The 19,551-nt window shown below is 36.5% G+C and carries 19 protein-coding genes; 6 read left to right on the forward strand and 13 right to left on the reverse strand.

The features are described from left to right. Position 1: 1 nt before the first annotated feature. The 6 genes from ACEN31_RS00060 to galE form a co-directional block, all read right to left on the reverse strand. Positions 2-1,291: an O-antigen ligase family protein gene (locus ACEN31_RS00060; protein WP_407108249.1), complete on the reverse strand. Its 1,290-nt coding sequence runs from the start codon at positions 1,289-1,291 to the stop codon at positions 2-4. Positions 1,292-1,310: 19 nt separating this feature from the next. Next, positions 1,311-2,729, reverse strand: coding sequence for a lipopolysaccharide biosynthesis protein (locus tag ACEN31_RS00065; protein ID WP_407108250.1), 1,419 nt, complete (start codon positions 2,727-2,729; stop codon positions 1,311-1,313). A 14-nt stretch (positions 2,730-2,743) separates the two neighbouring features. Further along, positions 2,744-3,895 (reverse strand): glycosyltransferase, encoded by a 1,152-nt coding sequence (locus tag ACEN31_RS00070; protein ID WP_407108251.1) that lies wholly within the window; start codon positions 3,893-3,895, stop codon positions 2,744-2,746. A 159-nt stretch (positions 3,896-4,054) separates the two neighbouring features. Continuing rightward, complete coding sequence (locus ACEN31_RS00075; protein WP_407108252.1) at positions 4,055-5,488, reverse strand: LCP family protein; 1,434 nt, start codon at positions 5,486-5,488, stop codon at positions 4,055-4,057. 7 nt (positions 5,489-5,495) lie between these two features. Continuing rightward, positions 5,496-6,470: an LCP family protein gene (locus ACEN31_RS00080; protein WP_407089400.1), complete on the reverse strand. Its 975-nt coding sequence runs from the start codon at positions 6,468-6,470 to the stop codon at positions 5,496-5,498. A gap of 15 nt (positions 6,471-6,485) precedes the next feature. Continuing rightward, positions 6,486-7,502: a UDP-glucose 4-epimerase GalE gene (gene galE / locus ACEN31_RS00085; protein WP_407108253.1), complete on the reverse strand. Its 1,017-nt coding sequence runs from the start codon at positions 7,500-7,502 to the stop codon at positions 6,486-6,488. Between the two features lie 202 nt (positions 7,503-7,704). Here galE and ACEN31_RS00090 point away from each other — a divergent pair, with 202 nt between their 5' ends. The 5 genes from ACEN31_RS00090 to galU are packed head-to-tail and all read left to right on the forward strand — an operon-like array spanning position 7,705 to position 11,731. Further along, on the forward strand, positions 7,705-8,154 hold the full coding sequence (locus tag ACEN31_RS00090) for a flavodoxin (protein WP_138404971.1): 450 nt from the start codon (positions 7,705-7,707) through the stop codon (positions 8,152-8,154). A gap of 19 nt (positions 8,155-8,173) precedes the next feature. After that, positions 8,174-9,415, forward strand: coding sequence for an aminopeptidase (locus ACEN31_RS00095; protein WP_407108289.1), 1,242 nt, complete (start codon positions 8,174-8,176; stop codon positions 9,413-9,415). A 26-nt stretch (positions 9,416-9,441) separates the two neighbouring features. Beyond that, positions 9,442-9,714 carry a hypothetical protein gene (locus tag ACEN31_RS00100; protein ID WP_138404970.1) on the forward strand — a complete coding sequence of 91 codons (273 nt, stop codon included), beginning with the start codon at positions 9,442-9,444 and terminating at the stop codon, positions 9,712-9,714. Positions 9,715-9,732: 18 nt separating this feature from the next. After that, the gene (locus ACEN31_RS00105) at positions 9,733-10,860 is read left to right on the forward strand and encodes a glycosyltransferase family 4 protein (RefSeq protein ID WP_407089397.1); all 1,128 of its coding nucleotides are present in this window, start codon (positions 9,733-9,735) and stop codon (positions 10,858-10,860) included. Then, positions 10,853-11,731: a UTP--glucose-1-phosphate uridylyltransferase GalU gene (gene galU, locus ACEN31_RS00110; RefSeq protein ID WP_138404968.1), complete on the forward strand. Its 879-nt coding sequence runs from the start codon at positions 10,853-10,855 to the stop codon at positions 11,729-11,731. Before ACEN31_RS00105 ends, galU begins: the two co-directional genes overlap by 8 nt. A gap of 37 nt (positions 11,732-11,768) precedes the next feature. Here the strand turns inward: galU and map are convergent, their stop codons facing one another. The 3 genes from map to ACEN31_RS00125 all read right to left on the reverse strand — a co-directional run bounded on the left by map (position 11,769) and on the right by ACEN31_RS00125 (position 13,743). Continuing rightward, the gene (gene map, locus ACEN31_RS00115) at positions 11,769-12,524 is read right to left on the reverse strand and encodes a type I methionyl aminopeptidase (RefSeq protein WP_407089396.1); all 756 of its coding nucleotides are present in this window, start codon (positions 12,522-12,524) and stop codon (positions 11,769-11,771) included. A 16-nt stretch (positions 12,525-12,540) separates the two neighbouring features. Further along, a complete protein-coding gene (locus ACEN31_RS00120) occupies positions 12,541-13,299 on the reverse strand; it encodes an acyl-[acyl-carrier-protein] thioesterase (protein ID WP_407108254.1) in 759 nt (252 codons plus the stop codon). 198 nt (positions 13,300-13,497) lie between these two features. Then, on the reverse strand, positions 13,498-13,743 hold the full coding sequence (locus ACEN31_RS00125) for a GlsB/YeaQ/YmgE family stress response membrane protein (RefSeq protein WP_407108255.1): 246 nt from the start codon (positions 13,741-13,743) through the stop codon (positions 13,498-13,500). A gap of 289 nt (positions 13,744-14,032) precedes the next feature. On the opposite strand from ACEN31_RS00125, the gene ACEN31_RS00130 reads away from it, so the two are divergent. After that, on the forward strand, positions 14,033-15,004 hold the full coding sequence (locus ACEN31_RS00130) for a S66 peptidase family protein (protein ID WP_407108256.1): 972 nt from the start codon (positions 14,033-14,035) through the stop codon (positions 15,002-15,004). Between the two features lie 55 nt (positions 15,005-15,059). Here ACEN31_RS00130 and gorA read toward each other — a convergent pair whose 3' ends face one another. The 4 genes from gorA to ACEN31_RS00150 form a co-directional block, all read right to left on the reverse strand. Further along, a complete protein-coding gene (gene gorA, locus ACEN31_RS00135; protein WP_407108257.1) occupies positions 15,060-16,406 on the reverse strand; it encodes a glutathione-disulfide reductase in 1,347 nt (448 codons plus the stop codon). 8 nt (positions 16,407-16,414) lie between these two features. Further along, positions 16,415-16,966, reverse strand: coding sequence for a dihydrolipoamide dehydrogenase (locus tag ACEN31_RS00140; RefSeq protein ID WP_407108258.1), 552 nt, complete (start codon positions 16,964-16,966; stop codon positions 16,415-16,417). A gap of 150 nt (positions 16,967-17,116) precedes the next feature. Then, positions 17,117-18,262, reverse strand: a complete 1,146-nt coding sequence (locus ACEN31_RS00145) for a glycosyltransferase family 4 protein (RefSeq protein WP_407108259.1) — start codon at positions 18,260-18,262, stop codon at positions 17,117-17,119. Positions 18,263-18,368: 106 nt separating this feature from the next. After that, positions 18,369-19,541, reverse strand: coding sequence for a DEAD/DEAH box helicase (locus ACEN31_RS00150; protein WP_407108260.1), 1,173 nt, complete (start codon positions 19,539-19,541; stop codon positions 18,369-18,371). Positions 19,542-19,551: the final 10 nt, after the last annotated feature.

The raw sequence follows: 19,551 nt of genomic DNA on the forward strand, positions 1-19,551 counted from the left end.
TTCATACCTCATTCTTTTTTGGTTTCGTGACGTTCTTCATTTCCATTAACTTCACAAAGCTAATCATTATTCCAAAGTAAACCCAATGCCATTCAATCAACATGTTATTCGCACTTGTGATACTCGCAAAGATATATACAACTAAGAACGATATAAAACTAATTGCAATTTGACGAATGACTTTTGATTCATGATGACGGAGTCGGTTTAAAGCTTGGATTAATAAGCCATAACTTACAACGTATAGGACAAATACTATGACACCATAACCGACTAGTATCTCAAGCCACCAGTTATGAATGTTTGTAAATTCATCAATCGGTAAGAACGGCGACATATCCATCCATGTTTCAATATTCCCAGCTCCCACTCCAAATCCGAAGGTTTCTGCTAGGAATAATAACCCATTTCGCCATAGGTTAATTCGGCGTGAATCGCCTGTATTATAGAAATCGCCACCTAGATAAAACAAGTGCGAGACCATATCATTTAGCGATGGAACAAATATAATCAAGCCAACGATAAGGGCTAGACCGATACCTATCGCGCTTAAGATATACTTTCTTTTTATATCCCAATTAAATTGTAATAGTATAACCATAAAAAAGAAAAGTACGAAACTCAGTAAAATCATTCGTGAATCACTTCGATAAATTAAATATGCTGTTAATAGTATTGGAATCACATATAAATATCGTCGAATCGAGTGACGATTGAGATTCAGCATAATTAAATTTACTGGCAAGTATGCGAGTAATAAAGTTGCGTAATCATTCTGATTTGTAAAGGTCGTTACCGGTATACGAGATGATGGCTGAGTAGCAAAGGTATTGTTCTTATCTAACGCTTCTAAATTAGCGAAAACATAGTGATTCGTAAGAATCTCATAAAAACCCCAAAGTGCTAAAAATGTCATCATAATCCAAACTGTCTTAATCAGAACTTTCCAAGTGACTAAATCATTCGTCCACAAGTACAAACCAACTACACTGCTTACACCTAATGTAAGCAAGAACATTGCTTGGAACCAATTCATCACATCAATCGTCCAAATGACTGACACTGCTCCCCAGGCCCACCAAAAAAGATAAATACCTGTAATGACGGTGGCTGTATTATTCGGGATGATTTTAATATTTGGATCTTGCTTGAGTATTTGATAACCAAAGATGGCTATCATACCAATCACCAGTAAACGATAAATCGTAATTTGTGCTACCGGTGTCGGAATCGCTAATATCTCCGTCCCTAAAAAGACCGAAGCAACGATCAGTATTAAATATTTTCGCAAATTGTTCACCTTCTAACTTTTAAGTAAAATCCCATTCTCCAGGATGATTCTTAATTTCTAGTGCTGTTTTAATGGTTGGTATTTGGACAACTAATGCCAATAGACCTAAACCAATTGTAATGAAAATGCTGTAATCCAATAAATATAAATTAATTAAACCAGCAACAATCATAATTAACATTGTAATAATTTGTTTCTTTTGTCCAAAGTAAAAACCAGTCCGACTTGAAAAATACGTTCTTGCAAGATAGAAAACAACATAGGCTGCGGTTGAAGCTAATGCGGCCCCTCTGAAACCAATAAATGGAGTCAGGGATAAGTTAATAATGACACTTACTACTAAGGACATAATACTTACAAAGATATTATAATGTGTTTTTCTTGAAAATACGATTCCCAATGTCGTTGTTTCAGACAAAGTATACATAATATGAGGAAATGCTAAGAGCCCCATAATGTATTGAACATCTACATATTCACCATCTGGACTTAAGATTAATGAGATTGGATATCTTAAGACTAAGATAACGAAGAATAAGCCAGATAATAAGAATAAGATAATATCACTAATAAATTTATAGTGTTTCATCGATTTATTCTCTTCGTACCAACGATAGGCTGTCGGAATCCAAAAACTCGCAAAGGCCGTCTTTAAAATTCCGATAATGCTTCCGATTTTACTCCCTGCTTTATAAATTCCGATATCCGTTAAACTTGAAAACTCAGTCAAGACGATAATATCAATGGAGTTAAGTGCAGCAGCTAAAGAGCTCGCAATCATAATCGGTGTTCCAAAGAGGAACATTTTCTTAATTAATTTTGGATCAATTTGAAAACCGCGAAAATCCAATAAATTTCTGTAACGTGCAAATAAGACTAAGTCGGCTAAGATTTGACCAAAAATCAAACCATAAACAACGGCTCTAAAGTCTCTCACTCCAGCGAAAATCATTCCCATAGATACAATAAAGTTTCCAACTTTAAGTAGTAAACTATAGGACGAAAACTCGACGGCTTTTTCTTGCATTCGTATACTTAAAAGTAAAAATCTCTCTACAATCGTTGCTAACACCCAAACTCCAGCGTACCAAACGATGTAGTAGTAATCCCCTGATTGGAACAGCCATTCAGAAAATGGAACTGAAAAAAATGCTGACACTGCAACAAGAAACACACCTAACATTAAAGGTAGAAGCATCGCTTGTTGCATCAAGTTCCTTTTATTATCCATATGGTTATATTCGCGGGTAAATGCTTGATCCATCCCAATATATATAAAATTGGGGATTTGTAAAATTAAGGTTTCGAATGTTCCCGCTCGACCATACTCCTCAATTGGGAGTGCGTTTGTAAATATGGGGAACAAAATCAAAGAGATGGCTGCGCCTAAGATTGGTCCTAAGCTAAAGCCCGCTAACCTTTTCATAAATTGTTTCATTATTTATATCACCTTTAATAATTAGTGTATTGAGCTATCGATGTTGCATATAGCTTAGCCGCTTGAATATTAGTGTAATTATTTCTCTCAAGTGCCATTAAGCGCTCACTTGGATCTACTTTACTTTCTCGAGATGCTTTAAGCACTTCTTTTAACCAATCACTTGGCGCTGCACTTAAATTAACTCGATACAATAAATCGATCCCCAACTCCACTTCCATTGGAATTGTATGTGATAAGACGACGGGTACGCCTGCAGCTTGGCTTTCGATGGCCGTAGTACCTAATCCTTCGTTAATTGACGGGAAGAAAAGCACATCCATGACCGGAAATAACTCTGCAATCGGTGAGATACGTCCAACTAATTGAACATAATCATCTAATTGATTCACTCCAATTCGCTCTTTCAACACTTCTTCAAGTTCTCCACTACCTGCGATAATGAACTTCATATTTAATTTCTTTAGTTTTGCTATTTCAGCTACTTGTAAAGTTAGGGCATGATTTTTAATTGGTGCAAGTCGTCCTACTTGTCCAACGACTATGGTATCCTTTGATATTCCATAGTGTTCCCGTCCCTTTTCACGAAAGTTATTTTCTTCTTCCGATTCAAATATAAAATCATCAGGCTCAATACTATTCGGTATGATAATCATGTCTTTTCGGTCGATTTTGTAACCGAAAAGCGCTTGAACAGCATCGCGACTGCATCCAACAAATTTAGCAGAGACAGTTTGGTTAATCATCTGGTTAAGATAATGTAAAAAGCGTTGTGCGACACTTAATTGATTGTCATCGACATAATGATGGGCATGAATAATAAATTCAGCCTCACTTTGGAAGTTACTAATCGTTTTGTAAGCTAAAGCACGGTAGCCAGCTATATGACAATGGATAACATCATAATGATATAACTTAATGACACGTGAGAATGATTTGTAAAACTGTCTCCATCCTTCTTTTTTCGGATTCTTGATTTGATACACATCGCCACCTGTACGACGAATGGCTTCAACAAATTCTGGTGGACATGGCCCGTAAGTTACCACATCAAATACAATTCCAAAGCGGTGAATCTCTGTTGCTAAATTACGGATAAATGTTGATATTCCACCACCATGACTACTCATAATATGAAGAATACGTTTATTCACTTTTTGGCTCATCTTAATGATCCCCATCCTTACATCATTCTATAAAATTCTGAGCACTTTGACTTATCTATTATTAAAGTGGACTCTATAACGCGATGAAACACCCACAATGATAAGATTTAATCCATCGTGAGTGTTGTCGTCAGCGTTTTTTTATTCGGGTATTAGCAATTAACTAATACTCGAATCATTTGTTCTTGAACTTTGTCCTTCATTCGCTTGGGTAGAATTTGAAGCTTCTTCAGAATAACTACCTTCTTGTTCATTCCCACCGTCATCATAATTTGGTGCGCTAGAATCAGGTGATTCAGGTGATTCAGGTGATTCAGGCACTTCCGGCTCTTGAGTTTCTACCGGTGGTTGAGCTGAACTATCCTCTGGCGGATAATTCGGTTGAGTCGGTTGTGTTGGTTGGCTATATTCTGGTTCTTCCCAATAATCATTATTGTTTGGTGTTGAGTTATTATTCTCTACAGGAGCGGGTTGGGCAATTGTTTCCCTAGCCGTTTCTAACGATGTTTGTCTTTCGTTCAGTTCTTGTAAATCTTCTTCTGAAAGTCCTGTTGGGTATTGATTAATAATAACCGCTAAAGATTTAGCTCGCTCTTCACTCTCTTCGATACCTAATGGATCCTCTAAATCACTTGCTGTAATTGAAGGCATGTTGCTCACATAACGAAACTCATTCGCAACTTTTACCCGAGCATTTAAAGGTATGTGATAATAGGCAATCTCATCAATTTGAATTTCTTCTAACGTTTCAAATTGTACTGAAGATATATTATTCAATGCTGGCAGATACTGTTGATAGATTGATAATACTTCATTTAAATCAACATTGGTCGTTACATATCGACTTGCTACATTAATCAGCCTTGGATATTGGACAACTGCGTCTAAACTTAATGCTTTATCAATGATGGCTTTAATCACTATCTTTTGTCTGTTTTGACGTCCAAGCTCACCTTGGGGATCGTCATAACGCATACGAGCAAAGTTCATCGCTTTAACGCCATCAACTTCTCTTCGTTCACCTTCATGGAACTCTGTTCCACGATATTCAAAAGATAATGGACTCACAATTTCAATACCACCGATCGCGTCAATCATTTCTGATAAGCCGTCCATGTTCACTACTAAATAATAATCTATGGGCACTTGTAAGAAATCTTGTACTGTATCAATCGTTAAATCAATCCCACCATATGCATACGCGTGATTAATCTTATCGGGTTCATCTTGACCATCAATATTTGTAATCGTATCTCGCGGAATACTGACCATCTTCGTTGTACCGGTTTCTGGGTTTAAATTAATAAGCATTAAAGTATCAGATCGACTCACATAACCGTCGTCCTCTTGTCTTTCTGCGCCCCCATCAGTCCCTACTACTAAGACATTAATTGGATCTCCTTCAGTAATCTGCACATTTGTATCACGAATGTTTTGTACATTTACGTCTTGATTCGTATTATTAATTGCGTTTAGAACGTTACCATATAGGTAACCTCCAATAGCTGCAGCAACTAATATAATTATAATGATTAAATTTCGTATTGTTTTCCAAATACTAAATTTACCATTTGTTGTAAAAAATCGTTTCAAATTACTCTCAGTCCTTATTAGCAAACTCGTCTATAGCAGAAGCCATTCTTGAGACAACTTCTTTAATTTCATTCAAGTCTGCAAAGTATATATATCGATGTTCCATTTGAGTTCTTTCTAATTGAACTAACTCATTGAGGTCGACATTCGTTAAATTATAATCATCATTGCGATAAATTTCAACTAATTTTGTAAAAGGCACCTCAGTTTGGATAACATATTCAGCATTTTCAAAATTTTCTGGAAGTTGTAATATATTCTCAAACTTAAAGAAATGTGTATAAAGGCTGTTTAATATCGCATGATGAAGATCCGATTGCTCTAAAGTAGGTAATTCGTTCCCTTCATCAATTAAATTCATGATTTCTATACCACTAAATTGAACTGCTTGATTACTATTAATTGATAAATCTTCAATATCTACTGGGACATTCACCGTAATAGGTTCGATTGGATCTACGATATCACGAATGTTTTGCAGTCGCATTGCAGAAATATAATTCAATTCAACTTCAAATAAACTTTCTATCGTCTCTTTAATACTTGTGAGGCCACCGTCAGCATAAGTTAGAAGATTCACCTCTTCATTGCCGTTACTTCTTACGATTAAATTCATCGGAATATTCACCGCTTGAATTGAATTTTGTTCTGGATCAACATAGTAAAGTGTTGACCATAAGGCTTCCTCAACTTGAGCACCATCATAATAAACATTGTCCAAAGCTACGAACAACACTGTATATGGCGCCTCGTCTGCTATGTCCTGTTGCTCAGCAAGATGAGGAACAATTTCTTCTTCATATACTGTTGATTGATAAGTTTCTTCTATCGTCGAATACTGATAGAAGATATAAAATCCAGCAATGATAACTAAAATCATCAAGATAAAAAGAATAATGAACCATTTTGTCTTGGACTTTTGTTTAACCCGTCCTTCATAGGTAGGATAACTGTCTCTTGTTAATTTTTGTTTCCTTACCACTTTATCGCCTCATTACTAGTCTACATAACCATTAGGGTTGTTTTGTTGCCAACGCCAACTATCTTGACACATTTCTTCAAGGGTCTTCTCAGCTTTCCAACCGATTTCTCTGTGGGCTAAGTTAGGATTCGCATAAACTTCAGCCACATCACCTGGACGTCTTGCGATAACCTTATAATTAATTGGCTTATTCGTTGCTTTCTCAAAAGCATTTACTAAGTCTAGAACACTATAACCTTCGCCTGTTCCAAGATTATAGATATTCGTTCCTGTATAATCGAGTAACTCTTCTAACGCTTTCACGTGTCCTTTAGCGAGGTCAACGACATGAATATAATCTCTCACGCCAGTGCCATCTGGTGTATCATAATCGTCACCAAAGACACTTAATTCTTCTAACTTACCTACAGCTACTTGCGTAATATAAGGCATTAAGTTATTTGGTACGCCTTTAGGATCTTCACCAATTAAACCACTTTCATGTGCTCCAATTGGATTGAAGTATCTTAATAACGTTACGCCCCACTCTTGGTCCGCATAGGCCACGTCTTTTAATAAGTTTTCATTCACAATTTTTGTGTATCCATACGGATTCGTTGCTGTATAAGTTGGCATTGTCTCATCTAAAGGAGACACATTCTCTGTACCATAAACCGTAGCCGATGAACTGTAGACAATTTTTTTAACATTGTGCTTAGTCATTACTTCTAAAAGCGACACGGTTCCTTCAATATTATTGTGATAATACATTAAAGGTTTCTCAACAGACTCACCAACCGCTTTATATGCAGCAAAGTGAAGCACTGCTTCGACATTATGTTTTTCAAATATATCGTTTAATCCATCTTTATCAAGAATATCAACGTCATAAGCGACGACATCTTTACCAGTAATTTCTTTAATTCGTTCTATGGCGATCGGACTACTATTACTATAATTGTCAGCGATAATTACTTCATATCCATTATTTAATAATTCTACAACAGTGTGGCTTCCAATATATCCTGCCCCACCTGGTACTAAAATAGCCAATATTCACACCTCACATAATTATTTGTTCATTGGCATATTATAGCATAACTTCTGTCTCTTTTAATTGTCTTAATAAATTTATAACAAAGTTCATATAATTGGTTCATTCCGTAGGTGTTTTACTGTTCTTAAGAATAACAACTGTTAGAATAAACATATCTTTGATATAATAATTTAGAATTACATTATAAGGAGGCAATGCATGGCCGAAGCGTTGATAATTTATACAAGTTTAACTGGTAATACGGAAGCATGTGCTGAAATTGTGTCTGCCCAGCTCGAAGAGCATGGCATCGATGTAACAATGGAAGATGTAATGCTTTCAGAGCCAGAGGATTTCCTAGACTATGATATCGTCTTAGTGGGAAGTTACACATACGGTGTTGACGGTGTTCTACCCGATGAGATGGAAGAATTCCATGAAGAATTGGCGGAATTGGACCTGTCTGGGAAAGTGTATGGTGTGTTTGGTTCAGGTGACGATTTCTACCCTGTCTTCTGCAGTGCCGTAGATGACTTTGAAGAACAATTTGAAAAAGCGGGTGCCGTTAAAGGCGGGACAGGCGTAAAGGTTAATCTTTACCCTGAAGAAGAAGATGAAGAACTTCTTAAGAAACTTGCTGATGACATTGTCGCCAAATATGAAAACTAATGAGGGAAAGAAGGAATTTATTGTGTTAGAAAATTTTGATACATTATTAAACAAATATGCAGATTTAATCGTGAATAAAGGGATTGCTGTTGGTGAGGACGATTACGTACTTATCAATGCTGATATTGAGCAAGCACCTTTAGTTCGCCTTGTTGTTAAAAATGCATACAAATCTGGTGCGAAAAAAGTGATCGTAAACTGGTCAGATGACATCATCACTCGCGTTAACTATGAAGGACAAGACGTTGAAACATTAACGGATATTCCTCAATACAAAGTTGATGAAGCACATGATCTATTAGATAAACGCGCGAAACGCATTGCACTTCGCTCATCAAATCCAAACGCTTTAAAAGGTGTTGACCCTAAAAAAATTAGCGAAAGCCAATTAGCATCTTCTCAAGCATTAGAAAAAGTACGTAACGCCACTCAAGCAAACGTAGTGAGCTGGTTAGTATGTGCCGGAGCGGGTGAAGAATGGGCAAAATTAGTTTTCCCAGAATTAGAGACAACTGAAGAACAAGTGGATGCATTATGGGACCAAATTTTCAAAACAACTCGTGTTTATGAAGAAAACCCTGTTGAAGCATGGGATGCTCATGAATCAACATTAAACGAAAAAGCAGACTTCTTAAATGCTGAACAATTTGATCAATTACACTACACTGGTCCTGGAACTGATTTTACACTTGGTTTACCAAAAAATCACGTATGGGAAAGTGCTGGAAGTGTGAACGAAAACGGCGAAGTATTCATTGCTAATATGCCAACAGAAGAAGTATTTACAGCACCTGATTTCCGTCGTGCAGAAGGAACAATTACATCATCTAAACCATTAAGTTATGGTGGAACAGTGATCGATGGTATGACTTTCAACTTTAAAGATGGCGAAGTTGTTGAAGTATCTGCAGAACAAGGTGAAGAAACACTTAAAGCTTTAATCAATGATAACAAAGGTTCAAAATCATTAGGTGAAGTTGCTTTAGTACCACACAAATCACCAATTTCTCAATCAGGAATTATCTTCTACAATACTTTATTCGACGAAAACGCATCAAACCACTTAGCTTTAGGACAAGCCTATGCAACATCTGTTCAAGGCGGAGCTAAAATGGATCGTGACCAACTAGAAGACGCTGGTTTAAACCGTTCAAACGTCCATGTTGACTTCATGGTTGGTAACGGAGAAATGAACATTGATGGTATCAAAGAAGACGGTACAGTTGTTCCAATCTTTAGAAATGGGGAATGGGCTTTTTAAGCTCAAAAAACTAGGAGGTATGTTGTATGTCAGATGAGAATAAAACTGGAAACGCGTTAGAGCAGGAGCTAGTAAAACGATTAGAACAATTTGACCGACGATTTGATCGTAATGGTTGGTTTTTCTTAGTTATCGTCATTGTCATTTTCTTTATTACTTTATATTTATTTATGCAAATATTTAGGGTTCCCGAAGTTGATACATATACCTCTTCGAATGAAATACTCGGACAAATCGAAAGTCTTGAAGAACGAATCGAATCTTATGAGATTCGAATTGAAGAATTAGAGGCTGAATAATTTTAGAAGGATTTTTTCATGAAAATATTACATATAAATTCATACTTCTCAACTTCCGGCCTATTTAACCAATTATATAGTCGCCAAGTTGAGTCGGATATTGATATTGATGTTTATGTACCGATCCCGCATCAATATCCAGAAGACAGGTTATCAACGAGTGGAGAATATACTACGGTCAGTCGAAATCATCATCAACTGACTCGTTGGGTATTCCCGATTAAACATCATTTAATATTAACGGATTTACTCACTCGTTATGACTTTGAGTCTTATCAATTAATTCACGCGCATTCATTATTCTCAAACGGTTGGCTCGCACTGCAACTTCATAAGAAATATAATATTCCATATGTCGTTGCTGTTCGTAATGCCGATATGCGCACATTCTTTCAAAGAATGCCTTGGATGAGAAAAACTGGGATTAACATCTTAAAGCATGCTTCAAAAATTGTATTTATTTCAAAAAATACTTACAACGAAATTTTTGAAACATACATCCCTGATTCTCTACAAGCTACTCTAAAAGAAAAAGCCCATATTATTCCAAATGGTGTCAGTGATTATTGGCATGATAATCGTTATAAAGATAAAAAGTCTAACTTGCATCAACCTTTAAGAATCGTCACAACCGGTAAGATTATGGCATTGAAGCGTTTCGTAGAATTAGCTGGATTAGTTCAAAGTTATTCTCCAGAACACTCGCCTGCTGAACTTCATATTATCGGTCCAAGTTGGGACGATTCCATTCTAAAAGAGTTACAACAAATGCCGGTCGTTACTTATCATGGTAAACAAGATATGGAAAGTATGAAAGAGTTATATCGCTCGATGGATATTTTTGCAATGCTCTCCTACCCTGAAACATTTGGTCTTGTTTATGTAGAAGCAATGAGCCAAGGCTTGCCAGTCATTTATACAAAAGGTGAAGGCTTTGATAATTTCTTCCCCAACAAAGAAATTGGGATGAGTGTGGATCATAAAAGTCAAACTGAGTTCAATCAAGCGGTTGATTACATTCGTCAAAATTATGCACAAATGTCTCAACAAGCGATGGAACAAATGCAAAGATTTAAATGGGATAAGATTAATCAAGAATATTTAAACTTATATCAATTAATTACAAAGGAGTCTATCAATGAGTAAAGTAAAAAAAGCAGTGATACCTGCTGCTGGTTTAGGAACTCGATTCTTACCTGCAACGAAGGCAATGGCAAAAGAAATGTTACCTATTGTAGATAAACCAACGATTCAATTTATTGTTGAAGAAGCTGTTGCTTCAGGGATTGAAGACATTTTAATTGTAACTGGTAAAAGTAAACGTCCGATTGAAGATCATTTCGACTCAAATATCGAACTAGAAGAACATCTTAGAGAAAATGGCTTAGAAGATTTGTTAGACATTGTTAACGATACAACCAATGTTAACTTATTCTTTGTCCGCCAAGCTTATCCTAAAGGTCTGGGCCACGCAGTTCTTCAAGCAAAAGCTTTCATTGGTGATGAACCATTCATTGTTATGCTAGGTGATGACGTGATGCAAAGTGAGGTTCCATTAACGAAGCAACTGATTAATGTTTATGACGAAACACATGCGTCTAACATTGCGGTTATGGAAGTACCTTATGAAGATACAAACAAATACGGTGTCATCGCACCAGAACGTGAATATGCTGAAGGGATCTATAATGTGGAGCGTTTTGTTGAAAAACCAAATCCAGAAGATGCACCAAGTAATTTGGCTATTATTGGACGCTACTTATTAACTCCAGAAATATTTGAAATTTTAGAAAACCAAGCACCTGGTGCTGGTAACGAAATTCAATTAACTGATGCGATCGATACATTAAACAAATCGCAACGCGTCTTTGCTAAACGCTTTGATGGTAAGAGATACGATGTAGGAAGTAAATTTGGCTTCCTTGAAATGAGTGTCGAAATTGGTCTGGATCATCCAGAAATTAAAGATGAATTAAAACAACATATCATTGCCTTAGGTAAAGAACTTAAAGCATAAAAAATTGAGGGAATCCGAATGGACTCCCTCAATTTTTTTATTCACCTTTTTGCTTTGTCATTAAAACTGGGCCTTCTTTAGTGATTGCAATTGAATGTTCGAATTGTGCACAGTATCCACCGTCACGCGTACGAGCAGTCCAACCGTTATCATCCATCTTCATCTTCCAAGTTCCCGTTGTAATCATTGGTTCGATTGTAATGGTCATACCCTCTTTTAAGCGTAGACCTTTCCCAGCTAAACCGTAGTGAGGAATTGCTGGCTCTTCGTGAATTGTTGGACCAATACCATGTCCAATAAAGTCACGAACAACACCGAAACCTTCGCCTTCTGCATAAGTTTGAATTGCATGACCGATATCTCCGATACGGTTCCCTACAACAGCTTGTTCGACACCTAACATTAATGCTTTATAAGTGACATCAACTAGACGTTGGTGCTCTGGAGTTAATTCTCCAACAGCGTATGTCCAACAGCTATCAGAAATTGCACCATTTAAGTCAACACAAAAGTCAACATTCGCAATGTCACCGGCTTTAAGTACATACCCTGATGGGAAACCGTGACAGATTTCGTCATTCACACTAATACATGTTGCGTATTTATACCCTTCGTAACCAATTTGAGCTGCGACTGCCCCAGCGCCTTCAATACGTTTTTGAACGAATTTATCAATCTGATTTGTTGTAACCCCTGGTTTGATAAAGTCGCGTAATTCTTCATGGATACTTGCTAATATCTCTCCAGATTCTGTCATTTGTTCTATTTCTCTTTGTGATTTTAATGTAATCATTCTTATTCCCTTTCTTTTATTCCCATTCTATATTTATGACACTTGCTATCTTATTATTGCTCTCATTAATAATAACTTGTTGAGTTTGTTTACTCTCTTCCAAATCAGCTTGATTACAGATAGCCACAGTGTCTTGTGGGAGTATTTCTTTCTCGTATTTTACTTCGATGCGTTTCATCTTGTAGTTTTCGCTAATATTAGACGGAATAGTACGGTACGCCCACCTCAGATAGACCAGATTATTCACATGCAAGTTCTCATCGATATCACTTTCATCAATACCAACTCGAATATCTTCTTCGTTTGCCACATTCGTAAATGCTTTAATCTTCGAAAATTCAATTGTATAAGATGAGTCAATAATATCTTCCGTTTCTAAAGGAGCTGGATTAATTCTAACTATTCGACGCTTCTCCATATCAATGGCTGCGAACTTAGCGAATACTTCATATAACAATTGTCCATCACTCACAACGCTATAACGTCGAGTACAGAAGAAACGGTTAACTTCAATGAGTCGCGTATCAATCTCAAGTGTAGCATTAAGTTCTGCTTCTTTAAGAATTCGAATCTCATATTGAGTGATGACCCATGTATGATTTTCTTGAATGAATTTAACATTCAATTGATTCTGTAAATAATTATCATGTAAGCCACTTACTTCCATGGCTTTCTCTAATATCTTTGTCAAATCGATTTGAGTCGTTCCAGGGATTATCAAATCATCTGTTACAACCAATTCTTTGCTGACTACTTTTAACTTTGAATCTTCCATCGATCCTGTAACCCCCTAATATTGCTATAAAAACAATTATACCAAAAAAATTCATGACTAACAGAAAAGAAGCATAATAAAAAAGGATTATTGAATATTTAAGAGTTGCTCGTTTTAATCGTCCTATATTTGCTTATTTATGACACTAAAAAAACTAGTCGGATAGAATCCGACTAGCTTTAATCATTTAAATAAATATTAACGCATTTGGCGTAGGATAAATGAAACAATTGCAATAAGAACGACCGCACCTAGTAGTGCAGGAATAATGAAGAATCCACCAACTTCAGGACCAAAGCCTGATAAAAATTGATTCCCGATCCATGAACCGACGAAACCAGCAATAATATTACCAATTACACCGCCTGGGATATCGCGTCCCATAATCATTCCAGCAATCCATCCGATGATACCACCGACGATTAGTGACCATAACCAACCCATATTATTCATCTCCTTTTTTTAATTATACAAAACATTTTTATTTTGTAACTTTATTATATCAACTTGTGGCTATTATTGCGAATATAAAGGCTTGAGAACAGGCTTTCATTTTGAAAAAAATATAAATAAGTCTTTAAAACGTTGATGTAACAATGTTTTTTTGTTAACATTCAGTTCACAATATATATCCTCAATTTTTATCCCTTACTTGCCCTGTTTTTCGTTTTATATAATGATTATCATCTTTCTGTTATAATATGTAAAGTATTATGTCAGTTGGAGGGATAACATGGGAAAAATATACCCAAGTAAATTACAATTTAATGATGAAATCCGCGTGTTGAGCCCTAGCTCTTCAATTAAACGCGTGAATTCTGAAGCTGATAACGAGAAGCTCGTCAAATACTTTGCGGATCTCGGTTACACGATCAGCTACAGTAGTCATATCGATGAGATGGATGAAATGAATTCAGCTTCCATTAAAAGTCGCGTCGAAGATTTACACGATGCATTTCGTGATCCTCAAGTTAAAATGATTTTAACATCGATTGGTGGGTTTAATTCGAATGAATTACTACCGTATCTAGACTATGAATTAATTAGAAGTAACCCAAAAATACTTTGTGGTTATTCTGATATAACTGCTTTGCAAAATGCAATTTTTGCTAAAACAGGTTTAGTAACTTATAGTGGTCCAGCCTATTCTTCTTTTAAGATGAAGGAGCTCCAAGAATATCAGTTAAATGCTTGGCTAGCGGCGATGACTAAGCATTCTTATAACTTAAATCCAAGCGAGTTCTATTCGAGTGATGAGTGGTTTATCCCAGAAAAACCTCGGAATCTAAAAGAAAATGAATGGACAGAATACTCAAGTGGTAAAGCTAGCGGAACTGCTATTGTTGGTAATTTAAATACTTTTAATTTACTTCAAGGGACTCAATATATGCCTCAAGTCGATGATGCGATCTTATTTATCGAAAGTGCGGAAGAAAACGATGCCTTTGACTTTGCCAGAAATCTGGCTTCATTATTACAAGTTTATCCTGAACCTGCTGCCGTTATTATAGGTCGCTTTCCTAAAGAATCAGACATGAGTGAAGATACACTTCACTACATATTGAATAAGCATTCGATTTTACAAAATATACCGGTCATCTATAATGTAAACTTTGGTCATGCTCAGCCCATCTTTACTTTTCCTATTGGTGGAACAGTTGCTATCAACACAGCTGCTCTTTCACTATCAGTTGTTCAAGGTTAATTTTCAATCAAAACTAAAACCAGCGATGCCCATATTGGAATCGCTGGTTCTTTATTTATCTCATTGTTACAAATTCTTCTGCACCTGTTGGGTGAATAGCGATAATTGAGTCAAATTGGGCTTTTGTAGCCTTCATCTTCATCGCTACACCGAAGCCTTGAATCATCTCATCAACACCTTCTCCGATACCATGCAAGCCAATAACGACTTCTTCTGGTCCGTAACATACAAGTTTAAATTTATTTTGTTCACGATGCCAAGCCGCTGAAGCATACATTGAATAGAAAGTATTTGTATACACTTTAATATTCTCTTCACCAAACTCTTTAATCGCGTCTTTCTCTGAATATCCAATTGTACCAATCGCTGGATGGCTAAAGATAACAGTTGGAATATTTGTATAATCAATTGCTGAAGTTGCCCCATTATTAAATAAATATTCCGATAACGTACGCCCTGCTCTAATCGCAACTGGAGTTAAATCAACACGATCAATCACATCACCAATCGCGTAAACGCCAGCTTCTTCAGTTTCATGACCATCATTGACATTGATTTGTCCTTTTTCATCAACCGTGATGGCAGTATTTTCTAAACCTAAATTTTCAGTATTAGCGACACGTCCAACGGCTGCAACAACACGGTCAACAACTAGTTTCACTTCGCCGTCTACTAAACATTCGATTTTATCACCATTTTTACGGTATTCAGTAAAGGTGGTATTAGGCATATGTGTCGGTCCATCTTCATTGATTGCGCCAAGTAGCAAATCACTTAACATGTCATCAAAAGAACGTAATGGTTTTTCATATCTTGTGACTAATGTCGTATCAACCCCTAAGTTACTCATTACTTGTGATAATTCAACGGCAATGTAACCTGCACCAACGACAGCTACTTTCTCAGGTAAAGTCGTCCAGTTGAAGAAATCATCTGAGTTATCAACTAATTCTCCACCCGGTACTTCTACCTTACTTGGGCGTCCACCTGTCGCGATTAAGATGTTTTTAGCTGTTAATGTTTCGCCGTTTACTTCAACGGTGTGTCCATCAACGAATGATGCGTGACCTCTATATAAAGTTATGCCATTTTTCTCAATGTTATTCTCATAACCCGATCTTGAACGACTGACGTATCCATCACGTGCTTCAAGAAACTCATCAAAGTTAAAGCGCGTGTTTTCGGCATGGAAACCATATCCTGGTCCATATTTGTGAATGCTGTCCGCAACTCTTGAGGCATACCAGCTAACTTTCTTAGGTACACATCCTCGGTTTACACACGTTCCACCTAAATCGACGGCTTCAATCACAGCTACTTTTGCTCCATGCTCTGCTGCACGGTTCGCAGAAGAAATACCGCCACTTCCTCCACCAATAACTATATAATCAAATTCTACCATATTTATATTCAGTCCTTTCTTTCTAACCATACTGCAGCCATTGTTTGACTGGCAGGAATCACTGCATTAATTTTACCATGATTATCATATGCTTTATAAAACAATTGACCTGAGTCGTTATAACCAAAAGCATAAACTAATAGCCAATGATTGCCATATTTACTTCCAAACGCTTTGGTTGTTCCAACAATAACTGGGTAAGGATTCGCTTGAGTTAACTCTTTCGTAACGATTGGGTTACTAATAAGGTGCCATCTTGGCTTATAACCTGCATCATCGAGTAAGTCTCTTAAACCGCCGATTAAATCCCAAGGGTAGGTTCCTTTATACCAAAAACGTCCATCAATGAGTGGTTTTAATCCAACAATTAAATCATCCATGGGCAATTCTTTCTCACGATCTTGCTGAATAACGTAATGCGTCAAAGCAGCAGCGGTATATGTACCACAATAGCCAGGAAATTCGCGATTAACATATTTACGATATGCCTTCATTGAGCGTGGGTTTAACCCTGTCCATTCTGTTGGCCAATCTTTTCTAGTATACTTTTGTTTTTTCACGATTCTTACCCTACTTCCCTATATTAGTCTACTATATCTATGAAAAATGAACTAATTAATTGCTTAAATTCATCACAATAATTAAAAAAGAATATTAACCGCTAATTGGCAGTTAATATTCTAAAAAATACATTCATTTTCTAAACAGACTTAAGCTTGTTTACGAATACCGTCGTATTTGTATTGATGCGCTTCGATCGTTTGCGAATAAAAATCTAATAACTCTAGCGTCGCATTATTCCAAGTATATTTTAGCGCTTCCGAACGCCCTTTAAGTGAAAGTTTTTGCATTAATAATGGATTATCCACACTATTAATTGCCTTCATTAAACTTTCAGTATTACCAGATTCATAGATTAAGCCTGTCTCCTTATCCGTAATTTGTTCAACGGTTGGTTCGCTTTCAGCGGCAATGACAGGTATGCCTGACGCCATCGCTTCCGAGATTACTAAACCAAAGGTCTCTGATGTTGATGGGAAGACAAAAGCATCTCCTGTCGCAAAGGCTTTAGACAAATCTTCACCATGCTTAAAGCCTAAAAAGTGCGTCTTCGTTCCAGCAAAGACTTCTTCTAAGCGTTCTCTGTCTGGCCCATCTCCGACAATGGCTAGACATAAATCATCTCGCTCATCAAAGATTGCACGTAAATGATCGATATCCTTCTCTGGAGCCAATCTTCCAACGTAGACTAATAATTTATTATTTGGATTATTGTCCGTTAATTCATTATATAATTCTTGATCAAAATATTCTGGATGACGCCCTTCAATATCAATTCCTCGAGGTAAGACACCATGAGTGGGAATCATCTCATCATTCAGTTCATCCATTAAGCTTTGTGAGACTGTAATATTAACGTCAGACTTTGTATGCCAAAAACGAATATAATCCCATAGAACTGGTTTAAATAAACTCATATTATAATGGTCTAAGTAATTCGGTAAATGAGTATGATATGACGTTATTAAAGGGATATTTAACTTATTTGCATAGTGAACAGCCGATGAAGCCAATGAGATTGGATTCACAGCATGTACCACATCTGGCTTAAATTTCTTGAAAATAGACTTTACCTTTCGAGAAGGTAAACCCCATGGACGCGATCCATATAATGGAAATGTCACTGTTTCAAGCCCGTACACTGGTACTCCTTTATAGTCGCTTATACCAAGATCCGGTGAAATAACAATAACTTCATGACCAATTTCTTTTAATTGAACAACAAAGTTTGCCAAGCGAGTGCAAATACCATCCGTCGCTGGGACAAAAGTTTCTGTTACGATTGCTATACGCATATTATCCTCCCACTACAAAGCCACTTAATCTTTTCCTACTCTGATTATACCCCTCGATTGTAAATTTAGAGCTAAATGAATGTAAAGTTTATGTAAATTTGTAAATTTACACACGGTTTCTTCTATTTTGAGCTTGTTTATCTTGGTTTTTCGACCCTTTTGTTTCAGTTGGATCAATTAATATTCTATTTTTTAATACTTTCTCGGTTAATGGAATATTCTCTCCTTTTAAGATGGCTGCTAAATCATTCGCTTCTTGTTGATTTAATAATGAGATAACAATACCTTCACGGTTCATTCGACCTGTCCGTCCTGATCTATGAATATACGTTCGGCTATCTTGGACACGGTTATAATGAATGACGTAAGGAACTTCTGAGATATCCATCCCTCTACTAGCAACATCGGTTGTTAGAAGATAAGTAACGTCATGATTTTTAAATGCTCGAATCGCATACTCACGTTCTTGTTTACTCGCATCACTATGTAAGACAACGACAGATACATTCTCATAGATTAACTTCGCTGCCACTTCTTCAATTTGATTAATCTGTTCGAAGAATACAATGGCTCGCATGTTATCCATCTGAGCTAAACGTTTCAGTTCATCCACTTTATAGCGATTATTAACCGTAATGAAATAATGTTGAATATGGCTAACTGATTCTTGCGAATCAATGCGGATGACTTTAATGTCATTATTCTCCGCTTTTCGATCATTGACAAATTCCTCTGTCATTGTCGCACTTGCATAAACTTTTTGAACATCACGCATCAGTGTTTGTTGAATTGATTCGATCGTTCTTTTATGTTCATCTTTAAATAAATAATCTGCTTCATCAAAAACAATGGTTTTTACTAGGTGAACTTTTATTTTTTTCGTCTTGCTTGTTAACTCGATAAAGCGTCCAGGTGTTGCAATAATAAGTTCTGGCTTATCTTTTAACTTATCGATTTGGCGTTTAATATTTGCACCACCGATGAGCGTTTGTGTTTTAATGCCTACAACTTTACCCCATTCGCGTGCCACTTCACCAATTTGCATCACTAATTCTTGTGATGGCGCTAGAATAATTGCTTGCAACGTTTTATTTGCTTCAATTTGATTCAATATAGGTAGTAAGTAAGCTAATGTCTTACCCGTACCCGTTGGGGATACAGCAATGACGTCGTTCCCCTCTGATGCTTCTTTAAATAATTGCTCTTGAACCGGTGTAGGTTCTTGAAATTCTTTCTCTTTCCAAAATTCTTGGAGTTCAGTTCTAAATGTATTAAGCATTATATGCTCC

The sequence above is a fragment of the Ruoffia sp. FAM 26255 genome, from assembly GCF_045528525.1.
In the GTDB taxonomy this organism is placed as follows: domain Bacteria; phylum Bacillota; class Bacilli; order Lactobacillales; family Aerococcaceae; genus Ruoffia; species Ruoffia tabacinasalis.